This is a genomic window from Paenibacillus tritici (assembly GCF_013204885.1).
Taxonomy (GTDB): Bacteria; Bacillota; Bacilli; order Paenibacillales; family Paenibacillaceae; genus Paenibacillus_AQ; species Paenibacillus_AQ tritici.
Genome location: NZ_JABMKX010000002.1, coordinates 327,371 through 340,833, shown reverse-complemented (window position 1 = coordinate 340,833; position 13,463 = coordinate 327,371). Strand labels below are relative to the sequence as shown.

The following is a 13,463-nucleotide window of genomic DNA, read 5'->3' as shown; positions in this document are numbered from 1 at the left end:
TGGCCCTGGCTGCCGAGGTTGCTCCGTTTTTGTGTGCTATGTTTTCAGATGTTTTTTTGTTAAAATGTACGAATGTATGTGTTGTATACCGACCAGGCAAGAAACAAGAAAAGGAAGTGGCGGGATGGATGCCAAAACGGCGGCCAAAGACATCAAACAAGGGAAGGTCTCTCCGCTGTACCTGCTGTATGGCAGTGAGAAATTCCGGATGAATGAATTCACGGCCATGCTGGAGGAACACCTGATAGCCAAAGAAGACCGCGATTTCGCGGTGATCCCCTTCGATCTCTCCGAAACTCCGGTGCAGGCGGTTATAGAAGAAGCGGAGACGGTTCCGTTCATGGTCGAGCGCAAGCTGCTGCTGGTGCGGGATGCGGCTTTGTTCACGGCAGGCAAGGAGAAGGTCAAGCTTGAACATAATGTAGAGATGCTGAGTGAGTATATGCAGCACCCTGCCGAATTCAGTGTGATTGTATTTATGGTGAACGGCGACAAGCTGGATGAGCGGAAAAAAATTGTCAAAAGCATCAAAACCGCCGGTACAGTGCTGGCGTTCAATCCCCTGGGGGCGGAGGAGCTGCTGCGCTGGGTGGAGAAGGGCTTCCGCGAACGCGGCTGCTCGATTGCCCCCGGGACAGCCGAGGCTCTGATCGCAAGCAGCGGGACCGGGCTTCAGGGCTTGTCGGCAGAGATGGACAAGCTATGCCTGTTCGCCGGTACCGGCGGGCGGGTGGATGCAGCAGCCGTGGAGAGCCTGGTCCACCGGGGGACGGAGCAGAACATCTTTACGCTGGTCGAGGATATTGCGAATCTGCGTCTCGATAAGGCGCTAAATACGCTCTATGAGCTGCTGAAGCAGCGCGAGGAGCCGATCAAGATTGCCTCTCTGATTACCCGGCAGTTCAGAATTATTCTGCAGGTCAAGGATTTGTCTGCCCTCAGCTACTCCCAGGGGCAGATTGCCTCCCAGCTCGGACTGCATCCGTACGCGGTTAAGCTTGCCGGGGAGCAGGCTCATAAGTTCGGAAGCCAGCGTCTGCGGCAGATTCTCAGTATTCTGGCCGATCTGGATTATCAGATGAAGACAGGGGCAGTCGATAAGGTGCTGGGGCTGGAGCTGTTTATGCTGCGCCTTGGAGCCTGAGCTGTGAGCGTATACGATTGCAAAAGAGCCTGTCCATCCCGTGATACATATGGGTGTACAGGCTTTTTAAAGTTGCACCTAAATTCAAATAATGCTGTTAACAAACATAAAAAAACCTAACCGTATGCAGCATAGCGGTCAGGTTCTTCAATTGCTCGTTATGATTGTCGCCCTTGGCTTAGGCTTGAGCCTTAAGAGCGTTCAATTTCTTAGCCAAGCGTGATTTTTTGCGGGCAGCCGCATTTTTATGAACCAGGCCTTTAGTTACAGCCTTGTCCAGCTTTTTGGAAGCCGCTTGGAAAGCAGCGTGAGCAGTTTCAACTTCCGTACCTGTCAGTGCTACATCAGCAGTTTTCACAGCTGTACGAAGCGCGGACTTCTGGGAAGCGTTCAGAGCACGGCGTTTCTCGATCGTCTTGACGCGTTTAACCGCGGATTTGATATTTGGCATTGCATTCACCTCCTGAAAGACATTCGAAATCAACAAATGATTCACAACTTAAAATAGTTTAGCATGAAGAGTAGCAAAAAGCAACAGAAAAAGCATTGGAATTCCCTCGCAGCGGTTTGTATAAACAGAGGCTTTCTCTCGCACACTATCAGCAATATGCAAAAGGAGGCTGGACTAATAATGGAACTGGATCTTCAGCTGTATTCGGTACGTACGGATTTGGCGGTGGAAGCGAAGGAAATGGCAGAGCGGCACTCCAATGCGCCGATACCTGGCGTTAATGAAGAAGTGGAAGAAGCCGATGGCATCAAGGTTACCAGACTTTCTGTAGCAGACCCTGCCGGTTCTCAGGCTATCGGACGGGCTATCGGCAATTACGTGACCCTTGAGGTGCCTGCGCTGCGCGGAGGGGACACCGGTCTGCAGCAGAAGGTCTCCATTGTGTTTGCCCGTGAATTCGAGCAGTTCCTGGTCAAAATCGGCATCGGCCGCGATTCCAAGGTGCTGATCGTGGGCCTCGGCAACTGGAATGTGACGCCAGACTCGCTGGGGCCGCTGGTCGTGGAGAATGCGCTGATTACCCGGCAGTTCTATGAGCTGATGCCCGATCAGATCTCGCCCGGTTACCGGAATGTGAGTGCGATAGCTCCCGGAGTGCTTGGGCTGACAGGGGTTGAATCGAGTGAGGTCGTTCAGGGGATTGTGGACCGGACCCGCCCGGATGTCATTATTGCCATTGATGCGCTGGCTTCCCGTTCGCTGGAAAGAATTAATACAACGATCCAAATTGCCGATATCGGCATTCACCCCGGCTCAGGCATCGGGAACAAGCGCAGGGGGCTGACCAAGGAAGTGCTGGGCGTTCCCTGCATCGCGATTGGCGTCCCCACGGTCTGCTATGCTTCCACGATCGTCAATAACGTACTGGAGATGATGAGCAGACATTTCGGACAAATGGCTGACGGAGGCGCCCACACCAAAGAGATTATGGGACTGCTTGATGATATCTCCGAGCATGAGCGGCTGGCCCTGGTGAAGGAAGTGCTCGAACCTCTGGGGCATGACCTGATTGTTACCCCCAAGGAGATTGATGAATTTATTGAAGATATCGCCAATATTGTGGCAAGCGGCCTCAACGCTGCACTGCATGAAGCTGTAGATCCGGGCAATGTCGGAGCCTACACTCACTAATTGGCTTCAGAACAGGCCCGCACCGACTGCCGCAAGGCAGTAGTGGTTGCGGGTCTATTTCTACTTCTCGCCCAAACTGTCTCTCATTCTGTAGTTCTAGCATAACTCTTCCGCTCATAGATTTGGAGTATGAGAGATTACAGAGGGCTTAGAGGAGGACATAACAATCATGAACAGAAAATGGTTTCAGCTATGGAATATTGGGCGGCTGCGCGGACGGCTGATGGATATTCTGTCGCTGGGAAGGACGATGCTGCTGCTGGCCGGAGGTTCACTTGTGTTTTTCATGCTGCTTGGAGCCGGCGGGTTAGCCGGGCAGAAGCTGAACTCTTCACCTATTCCGTCTATGAAGGGGCTGGCCGCCTCGCTCTCCAGCGGGTTCTTCATGGAACTGCTGGGTATGGAGGTTCCCCATCTGCCGCAGGGCAAGGAGCCTTCGGCCTTCTCGGGGGACAAGGTAACCTCCTTCGTATTCCGGCTGCTGACCAGCGTCGATCCGGGTGACCCGAAGAGTCTGGTCTCGCGTGAAATGCCCGGACTTGCTGCAGATGATCCCTTCCTGCTGCGGGAAGGCTCAGGAGGGAGCACGGGGGCGCCTGCCGATTATCATCCCGGGGGAGATGAACTGGCGGCCGGGGAAGAGCCGGGTACAAGTGCCGATCCTGGGGGGGCAGAGACCGGAACGGATACGGGCAACGGCGAAGGCCATCCGGGCGGAGAGGTTACGCCGCCGGAGGCCTCGCCTGCCCCTGATTCACCCGGAGAGGATGTGGACCAGGGTTATTCCGGGAGCGGTGATCCGGAGAACCAGACCGGAGATACCTCTATTAAGCGTATTCTTGTCTATCATTCTCATCCCCGGGAGGCGTATAACCCGCTGCTTGGCGCACAGAGTGATAATCCCAGCTCTGCCGTCCCTTCCAAGAATGTAATGCTGGTGGGGTCCTATATTGCCAAGAGACTGGAAGAACGCGGGATCGGGACGGTTCATGCACAGGAGGATTATGCCACGGAGGTACCGGGCTACAACTGGAACTTCTCCTATAAATATTCACGGATGACTGTGAAATCGGCAATGGCAACCCATGATAGCATGAGCGAGCTGATTGATATCCACCGGGATTCACAGCGGCACGGCAAAACAACCGCACAAATCAACGGCAAAAATTACGCCCAGGTGTACTTCATTTTGGGTCATGCGAATAAAAACTGGAAACAAAACGAGGCCTTCGCCAACAAGATCCATCAGCTGCTGGAGAAAAATTATCCTGGGATCTCCCGCGGCATATGGGGAAAATCCTCCGGAAACGGGAATAATGGGGAATATAATCAGACGTTATCCCCGAACAGTGTCCTGATTGAGGTCGGCGGAATCGACAACAGTGCCGATGAGCTGAAGCGGACAGCGGATATTCTGGCGGATGCGATTGCTGATGTGTATTGGGACAGCCGGGATGCGGAGAAGGCGGCAGCGCCTGAACAGGGCCAGGTTCAATTGGAAGGTACTGATGCGAAGACGCCTGCAGGCGGGGCTTCCTGAGCGGATAACATTATATTGAAAAGGAGCGGGGCATATGACGCGGTTCGGTAAAAAGCTGGTAGTGGTCGGGATATGGGCGGGAGTGGGGCTGCTGATTGGCCTGCAGTTCGGCGGAAGCGGCGGTTCGGGAATCTCCGGCATGCTGCCGGACTGGAGCAAGCCGGCCGGGAATACGGCAGCAGTCCGGCAGCTTCCGGCGGGTCAGAACGGAACGGCTGGAGCTGCGTCTGTTCCGGCTGCTGGTACGGCACCAAATGGACAGGCATATGTATACGTGCCTGTGGCCATTGATCCGGCAACGGGTGCTTATACCGCACTGCCGGTACAGCAGCCGTTGCCGGATCAGGGGAAGACTGCCGGTTCGGGAAGCCTTCCCCAGCAGGAAGTGAAGGACTATTCTACACTTAGTCCTGAGCAAATTCTGCTTCCGGAGGAGCAAAAGCCCACGGTGGATGTGCTGGCGGATAAGACAGCCGGTCTGCTGCAGCAGGCCTCGCAGAAGGGCATCCGCTGGGTGGTCTCACTCTTCGATTCATCGGAAGAGTGAGCCGGGGCGGCGGAATTTCCGGCCGTCCCGGCAGTTTCTTTCTTTTCCAGGAGCCGGCGGGATTGATGGGTGAAGCCCGTACTGTTATAATAAGTGGATTAACATTAGGCTGTCTGTGGGGGTAAGGAATGACTGACGTTCAGAAACGACAACAACAAATCCGCAATTTCTCGATTATTGCACATATAGACCATGGCAAATCGACACTGGCTGACCGCATTCTGGAGTATACGGGTGCGCTCACTTCGCGTGAAATGCAGGAGCAGGTACTTGATCAAATGGATCTGGAGCGCGAGCGCGGCATCACCATCAAGCTGCAGGCCGTTCGCCTGACTTATCGTGCCGATGACGGACAGGATTATTATCTGAATCTGATTGACACACCGGGGCATGTCGATTTCACCTATGAGGTATCCCGCAGTCTTGCGGCCTGCGAAGGCGCATTGCTGGTTGTGGATGCAGCGCAGGGGATTGAGGCCCAGACTTTGGCTAACGTGTATCTGGCTCTGGATAACAATCTGGAGATTCTTCCGGTACTCAACAAGATTGATCTCCCGAATGCCGATCCCGACCGGGTGAAGCAGGAGATTGAAGATGTCATCGGGCTGGATGCAAGTGATGCGGTTCTGGCTTCGGCCAAAGCAGGCATCGGCATCAAGGAGATTCTTGAGCAGGTCGTGAAGCAGGTTCCCGCGCCGACAGGCAACTCGGAAGAGCCGCTGAAGGCGCTGATTTTCGACTCCCATTATGATCCGTACAAGGGCGTTATTGTCTACGTCCGCGTAATTGACGGCAGTATCCGGGCCGGTTCCAAGATCAGAATGATGGCTACCGACAAAACCTTTGAGGTTATAGAGGTCGGGGCCTTCATGCCGCGTATGACCATTGTCAATGAACTGAACATCGGCGATGTCGGTTTCATTGTGGCCGGGATCAAGCATGTAGGCGACACCCGTGTCGGGGATACGGTGACGGATGCCAAGCGTCCGACCGCTGAGCCGCTGCCGGGCTACCGCAGAATTAACCCGATGGTCTACTGCGGTCTCTATCCGATTGAGACTTCCGATTATAACGATCTTCGTGAAGCGCTGGAGAAGCTGCAGTTGAATGATGCTTCCCTGAGCTTCGAGCCGGAAAGCTCCAGTGCCCTGGGCTTCGGCTTCCGTTGCGGCTTCCTTGGGCTGCTGCATATGGAGATCATTCAGGAACGGATTGAGCGTGAGTTCAATCTGCCGCTGATTACAACGGCACCGAGCGTTATCTACCGGATTAAGCTGACCAACGGAGAGACGATTCAGATTGACAATCCGTCGCATTATCCGGAGATCGGGACGATTGATTTCATTGAAGAACCGTATGTGAAGGCGGGGATCATTGTACCTAACGACTTCGTGGGTACCGTTATGGAGCTCTGCCAGAACAAACGCGGCGAATTCGTTAACATGGAATATCTTGATACGAACCGCGTAACGATTACGTATGAGATTCCGCTGTCCGAAATCGTCTACGACTTCTTCGATCAGTTGAAATCCGGCACTAAGGGTTATGCTTCCTACGATTACGAAATCTCCGGCTACCGCCAGTCTAACCTGGTGAAGATGGACATCCTGCTGAATAATGAGCAGGTGGATGCATTGTCCTTCATCGTTCACCGCGACCGGGCGTATAACCGCGGACGGGTCATCTGTGAGAAGCTGCGCGGCATTATCCCGCGCCAGATGTTCGAGGTGCCGATCCAGGCATCCGTCGGCACGAAGGTTGTAGCACGTGAGACCGTTAAGGCCATGCGCAAGAACGTGCTCGCCAAATGCTACGGCGGCGATATCTCGCGTAAGCGGAAGCTGCTGGAGAAGCAGAAGGAAGGCAAGAAGCGCATGAAGCAGGTCGGCAGCGTTGAGGTGCCGCAGGAAGCGTTCATGGCCGTGCTTCAGATTGAATAGCCGGGTATAAGCTCCCTTAGCTTATGGCTAAGATTATAGTCGGAATATATCGCTCTATTTCTCACAGAAACGGTTGCCGTCCTAAGCAGGGCGGTGCAGCCGTTTCTTCTTGCTTTTCAGCAGCAGTGGCTGCGGCAAGCTTATACATTAATAATGGAATAAAGGAGACTGCTATGAACACAACGAACAATGGCCGTCCCCCTGAGGCTGTATATATTCATATCCCGTTCTGCACGAATAAGTGCTTCTACTGTGATTTCAATTCTTATGTGCTGAAGGACCAGCCGGTGATGGATTATCTCTATGCGCTCGACCGTGAGATGGAAATGACCGTGAAGCACACGCCTCCGGGGGTGATCAAGACTATATTTGTCGGCGGGGGTACGCCTACTGTACTGAAGCCAGATGAGATGGCGTATTTCCTCCAGTCGGTCCGCAGGCATTTCCCGCAGTGGGACGAGAATATTGAGTTCTCTATGGAAGCTAACCCCGGCACTACCGATATTGATAAGCTCAGAGTCATGAAGGAAGGCGGGGTCAACCGGGTCAGCTTCGGGGTGCAGGCGTTCCAGAATGAGCTGCTGAGCGGAATCGGCCGGATTCATGATGTGAATGACGTATACCGCAGTCTGGAGAATGCCCGTGCGGTCGGGCTGGATAACCTGTCTCTGGATCTGATGTTCGGCCTGCCGAACCAGACAGTGGATATGCTGAGAGAGAGCATCACCAAGGCGCTGGAGCTGGATCTTCCCCATTATTCCATCTACAGCCTGAAGGTGGAGGAGAATACGCTGTTCCATACTCTGTTCAACAAAAACAAGCTTCCGCTGCCGAATGAAGAGGATGAGCTGGCGATGTATCTGCTGCTTATGTCTACCATGGAGGCTGCGGGGTATACGCAATATGAGATCAGTAATTTTGCCAAGCCGGGGCTGGAGAGCCGCCACAACATCACGTACTGGCGCAATGAGGATTATTATGGCCTTGGCGCAGGAGCGCACGGGTATGTGGGCCGGCAGCGGCACATGAATATCAAGGGCGTGAATCCGTATATTGAAGCTTCGCGCAGCGGGCTGCCGCGTCTGGACAGCTTTGAGATCTCCGAGCAGGAGGCGATGGAGGATTTCATGATGGTTGGCCTGCGGATGCGCGAAGGGGTATCGGATGCGGACTTCCGCTCACAATTCGGGAAGCCGCTGGAGGAAGTTTTTGCCGGCCCGCTGCATAAAATGCTTAAGGCGGGGCTGCTGGAGCAGACCGGGGACACCTATCGTCTGAGCAAGCAGGGCATCCTGTTCGGGAACGATGTTTTTGGCGAATTTGTCGGTGCTTTGACAGAGGTTTAATTTTGAAATACCCCTTGAATTGTAATTCACTCTGTTGTATATTTATTCATATTAACAACGAGGGGTGAGTCAAAGTGCTTGTCAAAACAGATGGGTTCCGCCAGGAATCTGCTGCGGGAGAGCAGCAGGTGATATGCAGAAATGCTACGGTGGAGGATGTTGAGCCGCTGTATCTGATGATAGAGGAGTATGCTAAGCAAGGGATTATGCTGCCCCGTTCAAGGCAAGCACTGACCCGCCAGATCGACCAGTTCGTGATTGCTGAAATCGGCGGCAAATTTGTCGGCTGCGGTTCCTTGTTCCGGCTGGGAAGCGACCTTGTTGAGGTACGGTCGATTGGTCTGAACGATGCAGGCAAGGGCAGAGGCGTAGGCTCGATCATTCTGGAGAAGCTGACGGAAGAAGCCAGACGCCAGAAAATTCCGAAGATTATGGCGCTGACCTATGCAGTGGATTTCTTCCTCAGAAACGGCTTTGATGTGGTAGAGAAGGAGATTTTCCCCGAGAAGGTCTGGACCGATTGTGTGAACTGCAAGAAGCAGCATGCCTGCGATGAGATCGCGGTGCTGAAGAGATTGGACTAATCCGGCGGGCACCCGCCCCCGGTAAATTATATAATAAGAAACCACTGTCCTTCCCGGGAGCGGATGCTTTAAGGGGAACAGTGGTTTTTTGATGAATAGGTTATTGTGCATAGATAAGCTTGCGCTGCTGCTCTACAAGTTCGGCAAGCTCCGGTGTGGCATATGCGGAAGGCAGGAAGGATGGGAACATTGTATTATAGGTAATTCTTACGGCAGACCCGTCCTTCATTTCGATCTCCATCCAGTACTTGTCGCCTACCCAGCTCTTGGTCTGCTTGGACAGCTCCTCGAACGGGAGGTATTCCAGCTTGGGGAACTCTCGGATGAACACGGCGTTGGCCTCCGGGGTGAAGTCCATCAGGTCAGACCCGTCATTGCCGCTGATGAAGCGGACGGTTTGTATTTTGCCGGCAACATCCAGCAGATCGTTAAGCGTTCTGGCAGCAGGATTGTTGCTTGCTTCATATAGCCTGTCCCCCGCCCAGAGTCTCGCCGATGTCTTATAACCCTTCACTTCATACAGCTCCGTTCCCACCGCAAGATTGGTAGCATCGCCATCCTGGAGCCCCTGCCGGGGACACTCATGCTCGGATTTACTATAAGTGATTGTACCGATGGCCTTGCCTTTCGCAAGCGGGCTGGGATCGGGACCGGTCTGATCAGCATATAGGACGCCGTCCCATTGCAGGATGGATACATAATCCGCATCGACACCGATGCACTTGCTCTGTAATATCTTATGGGTGCAGCCCGTAAGGATTAGCATAGTTAAAAGGACTGCGGATATAGCAGAGCCCCCTGTTTTCATTACACGCATCTCATCACTCCCTGATTATTGGACGCCATCATCCAGGAAATGGTTGCGGTTATTTATGCGAAATAATGTTTTGACTGAAATAGGCGCAGGTTAGGGCGCTGAATGACTTGACAATGCTGAGGTCAGTTTGGTATTTTTGTATTAGTGGTTAGCACTCATCTCGTTAGAGTGCTAACGAATCGGAGCCACAGCCGGATAGGAGGGAATAACATGTTAACTGAACGCCAGAGAATGATACTGAATGCAATTGTCGATGATTATATTTCTTCTGCTGAGCCGGTAGGCTCGCGCAGTATCTCGAAACGCGGGGATGTGGGCTACAGTCCTGCCACGATCCGCAACGAAATGGCCGATCTGGAGGATCTGGGTTACCTGGAACAACCTCATACTTCGGCAGGGAGAATCCCGTCCCATAAGGGCTACCGCTATTATGTGGATCATCTGGTACCGTGGAATTCCGCCGAAACGGCCGAACTGGGCACGATCCGCGCTTTTTTCGCAGAGAAGCTGAATGCTACGGAGCAGGTCATCCAACATGCGGCAATGATTCTTTCCAATATGACGAATTATACTTCCATCCTGCTTGGACCGGAGGTTTTTCATACTTCATTGCGCCATTTCCAGCTGCTTCCGCTCGATGACAAGACCGCTGTGGCGATTATCGTTACAAGCACCGGGCAGGTAGAGAACAAGACCGTAAGCCTTCCTCCCGGGATATCAGTATCCGAGATGGAGAAGGTCGTGAATCTGCTGAACAGCAAGCTGGTCAATGTACCGCTCTATAAGCTGAAGAGTCAGCTCTATTCCGAGCTGGGTGAAGAAATGCAGCGTCACATCTCCCACTATGAAGAATTAATGCAGGTGCTGGATACGGCACTTGAGAGCGACCATGAACAGCGTATCTACCTAAGTGGAGCTACGAATATGCTCACCCAGCCGGAGTTCAAGGACGTCGATAAGGTGAAGACTATTCTGGATCTGCTGGAAGAGACACCTACCCTGCTCAAAATGCTTACCCCGGCCAGCGGCGGAACAGGAATGCAAGTGCGCATTGGTACAGAGAATAAGCATGAGGCCTTCGCCAACTGCAGTCTGATCACCGCAACGTATTCACTCGACGGCAAGCCGCTGGGAAGCATCGGTATCCTGGGCCCGACCCGAATGGAGTACGCGCGTGTCATGGGTATTCTGGGGATTCTATCCCGGGATTTGACAGCGATGCTGGCACACTGGTATAAGTGAACAGAGTGTAATTGTTCATCGTGAATGATACTAAGGAGGTGAAGACAACTTGAAAGAGGAAGAGGTTCAAGAAATGAATGAGAAGAATGATCCTAAGGTGAATGAGAACCAGGCGGCCGATGAGGCTGAAGCTGGAGCAGACAGCGGCTCATTTACGGCTGAAGAGGCCGGCGAGGCGGCTTCAGACAATGAGGAATACAGAAGGCTGCAGGAGCTTGCAGATGAACATCAGGCGCGTACCTTGCGTGTGCAGGCTGATTTCGATAACTTCCGCCGCCGGACCCAGAAAGAAAAGGAAGAGCTGGCGCAATATGCGACCTCGAAGCTCGTAACCGAATTACTTCCGGTCATGGATAATTTTGAACGCGCATTGGCTACTCCGGCGGCAGGTGCCGATTCCGAGGCGTTTATCAAAGGCGTGAATATGATTTTCCGCCAGCTGGAGGGAGTCCTGAAGTCTGAAGGACTGGAAGCCATGGAAGTGGTAGGACAGCCTTTTAACCCTGAATATCATCAGGCGATCATGCAGGTGGAGAGCGAGGAGTACGGGGAAGGTATCGTGACGGAAGAAGTCCAGAAGGGCTATCTCCTGAAAGATAAAGTTCTTCGTCCGGCCATGGTCAAAGTCAGCATGTAGTTCTGTTCTATATAAGGCAAGACTGCAAGATATGGCGAAGCACAATTCTACTATAATATAAATGGCTGAAGCCCCGGGCTTCACATTATTTCTGAGGAGGCAAATTACAGTGAGTAAAGTTATCGGTATTGACCTTGGAACCACGAACTCTTGCGTTGCCGTTATGGAAGGCGGCGAAGCCGTCGTTATCCCGAATCCGGAAGGTGCGCGTACAACCCCATCTGTTGTAGGCTTCAAGAAAGACGGCGAGCGCATCGTCGGTGAAACAGCGAAACGCCAGGCGATTACGAACCCTGACCGTACCATCGCTTCCATCAAGCGCCACATGGGTACGGGCCACAAAGAAAGCATTGACGGCAAAGACTACTCTGCACAGGAAATTTCGGCAATGATTCTCCAGAAGCTGAAATCCGACGCTGAAGCCTATCTGGGCCAGACCGTAACCCAGGCCGTTATTACGGTTCCTGCATACTTTAATGACAGTCAGCGTCAAGCTACCAAGGATGCGGGCAAAATTGCCGGCCTTGAAGTACTGCGTATTGTCAACGAGCCAACGGCAGCCGCACTTGCTTACGGTCTGGAGAAATCCGAAGACCAGACGATCCTGGTCTATGACCTTGGCGGCGGTACGTTCGACGTATCGATTCTTGAACTGGGCGACGGCTTCTTTGAAGTTAAGGCTACCAGCGGTGACAACCGTCTGGGCGGTGATGATTTTGACCAATTGGTTATGGATTATCTGGTGTCTGAATTCAAGAAAGAGCAAGGCATTGACCTGAGCAAGGACAAAGCAGCGGTACAACGTCTGAAGGATGCTGCAGAAAAGGCTAAAAAAGAGCTGTCCGGCGTACTGACTACTACAGTGTCGCTTCCGTTCATTACGGTGGTAGACGGAGTTCCTCAGCACTTGGAGATCAACCTGACCCGTGCCAAATTCGACGAGCTGACAGCAAGCCTGGTAGAGCGTACACTGGGACCTACCCGTCAAGCGCTGAGCGATGCCGGCATGACGCCTGCTGATCTGAACAGAATCGTACTGGTCGGCGGCTCCACACGTATTCCTGCGGTACAGGATGCAATCAAGAAGCTTACAGGCAAAGATCCGCACAAAGGCGTTAACCCGGATGAAGTTGTAGCCCTTGGTGCTGCTGTTCAAGCTGGCGTACTGACCGGTGATGTAAAAGACGTAGTGCTCCTCGACGTAACTCCGCTGTCCCTGGGGATCGAAACTGCAGGCGGCGTATTCACGAAGATGATTGAGCGCAACACTACCATCCCTACAAGCAAATCGCAGGTATTCTCGACCTTCGCTGACAACCAGCCAAGCGTTGAAATCCACGTATTGCAGGGTGAGCGCCAGATGGCGAACGGCAACAAGACGCTGGGACGCTTCATGCTGAACGAGATTCCACCGGCACCGCGCGGCGTACCGCAGATCGAAGTTACCTTCGATATCGACGCCAACGGTATCGTTAACGTATCCGCTACAGACAAAGGCACCAACAAGAGCCAGAAGATCACCATCACTTCCTCCAGCGGCCTGAGCGATGCCGAAGTGGAACAGATGATGAAGGATGCTGAGCTGCACGCTGAGGAAGACCGCAAGCGTAAAGAACTGGTCGAAGCGAAGAACGGCGCTGACCAGCTCGTCTACTCCACGGACAAAGTCATCAAAGACCTTGGAGATAAGGTTGATGCTTCTGAGATTGACAAGGCCAATGAAGCTAAGGATAAGCTGAAGGCTGCACTTGAAACTGACAACCTGGAAGAGATCAATGCAGCTACAGAGGCGTTGAACGAGATCGTACAGCAATTGTCCGTGAAGCTGTATGAGCAGGCTGCACAGGCAGAACAAGGCGCTGAAGGCGGCCAGGGAGCTTCTGAAGGCAACGCCAAGAAAGACAACGTGGTAGATGCGGATTACGAAGTGGTTGACGATGAGAAGAATCAAGGGTAACCTTGAACGATAAGTTCTATTTTGGACAGAAGGGAAGGTCAAGACCGGGGCATCCCGTGTTTTGACT

12 protein-coding genes are annotated in these 13,463 nt (G+C 53.0%); 10 read left to right on the top strand and 2 right to left on the bottom strand.

Features of this window, described 5'->3' with window-relative positions:
- Positions 1–124 precede the first annotated feature (124 nt).
- Complete coding sequence (holA, locus tag HQN87_RS04605) at positions 125–1,144, top strand: DNA polymerase III subunit delta (protein ID WP_173128464.1); 1,020 nt, start codon at positions 125–127, stop codon at positions 1,142–1,144.
- Positions 1,145–1,322: 178 nt separating this feature from the next.
- Here holA and rpsT read toward each other — a convergent pair whose 3' ends face one another.
- The gene (gene rpsT / locus HQN87_RS04600; protein ID WP_039309591.1) at positions 1,323–1,595 is read right to left on the bottom strand and encodes a 30S ribosomal protein S20; all 273 of its coding nucleotides are present in this window, start codon (positions 1,593–1,595) and stop codon (positions 1,323–1,325) included.
- Between the two features lie 180 nt (positions 1,596–1,775).
- On the opposite strand from rpsT, the gene gpr reads away from it, so the two are divergent.
- The 6 genes from gpr (at position 1,776) to HQN87_RS04570 (ending at position 8,743) form a co-directional block, all read left to right on the top strand.
- Positions 1,776–2,786, top strand: a complete 1,011-nt coding sequence (gene gpr, locus HQN87_RS04595; protein WP_173128461.1) for a GPR endopeptidase — start codon at positions 1,776–1,778, stop codon at positions 2,784–2,786.
- Positions 2,787–2,955: 169 nt separating this feature from the next.
- A complete protein-coding gene (locus HQN87_RS04590; protein ID WP_173128458.1) occupies positions 2,956–4,326 on the top strand; it encodes a stage II sporulation protein P in 1,371 nt (456 codons plus the stop codon).
- Positions 4,327–4,360: 34 nt separating this feature from the next.
- Entirely contained in the window at positions 4,361–4,873 is a 513-nt protein-coding gene (locus HQN87_RS04585) for a hypothetical protein (RefSeq protein ID WP_173128455.1), read from the top strand.
- A 128-nt stretch (positions 4,874–5,001) separates the two neighbouring features.
- On the top strand, positions 5,002–6,813 hold the full coding sequence (gene lepA, locus HQN87_RS04580; RefSeq protein ID WP_173128452.1) for a translation elongation factor 4: 1,812 nt from the start codon (positions 5,002–5,004) through the stop codon (positions 6,811–6,813).
- Positions 6,814–6,986: 173 nt separating this feature from the next.
- On the top strand, positions 6,987–8,159 hold the full coding sequence (hemW, locus tag HQN87_RS04575) for a radical SAM family heme chaperone HemW (RefSeq protein ID WP_173128449.1): 1,173 nt from the start codon (positions 6,987–6,989) through the stop codon (positions 8,157–8,159).
- A gap of 74 nt (positions 8,160–8,233) precedes the next feature.
- Positions 8,234–8,743 (top strand): N-acetyltransferase, encoded by a 510-nt coding sequence (locus HQN87_RS04570; RefSeq protein ID WP_173128446.1) that lies wholly within the window; start codon positions 8,234–8,236, stop codon positions 8,741–8,743.
- 100 nt (positions 8,744–8,843) lie between these two features.
- Here the strand turns inward: HQN87_RS04570 and HQN87_RS04565 are convergent, their stop codons facing one another.
- A complete protein-coding gene (locus HQN87_RS04565; RefSeq protein ID WP_173128442.1) occupies positions 8,844–9,509 on the bottom strand; it encodes a hypothetical protein in 666 nt (221 codons plus the stop codon).
- A gap of 261 nt (positions 9,510–9,770) precedes the next feature.
- Between HQN87_RS04565 and hrcA the strand changes: the two genes are divergently transcribed.
- The 3 genes from hrcA to dnaK all read left to right on the top strand — a co-directional run bounded on the left by hrcA (position 9,771) and on the right by dnaK (position 13,396).
- The gene (gene hrcA / locus HQN87_RS04560) at positions 9,771–10,802 is read left to right on the top strand and encodes a heat-inducible transcriptional repressor HrcA (RefSeq protein WP_173128439.1); all 1,032 of its coding nucleotides are present in this window, start codon (positions 9,771–9,773) and stop codon (positions 10,800–10,802) included.
- Between the two features lie 49 nt (positions 10,803–10,851).
- Positions 10,852–11,439, top strand: a complete 588-nt coding sequence (grpE, locus tag HQN87_RS04555) for a nucleotide exchange factor GrpE (protein ID WP_246552972.1) — start codon at positions 10,852–10,854, stop codon at positions 11,437–11,439.
- 109 nt (positions 11,440–11,548) lie between these two features.
- Positions 11,549–13,396 carry a molecular chaperone DnaK gene (dnaK, locus tag HQN87_RS04550; protein ID WP_173128436.1) on the top strand — a complete coding sequence of 616 codons (1,848 nt, stop codon included), beginning with the start codon at positions 11,549–11,551 and terminating at the stop codon, positions 13,394–13,396.
- The last annotated feature ends 67 nt before the right edge of the window (positions 13,397–13,463 follow it).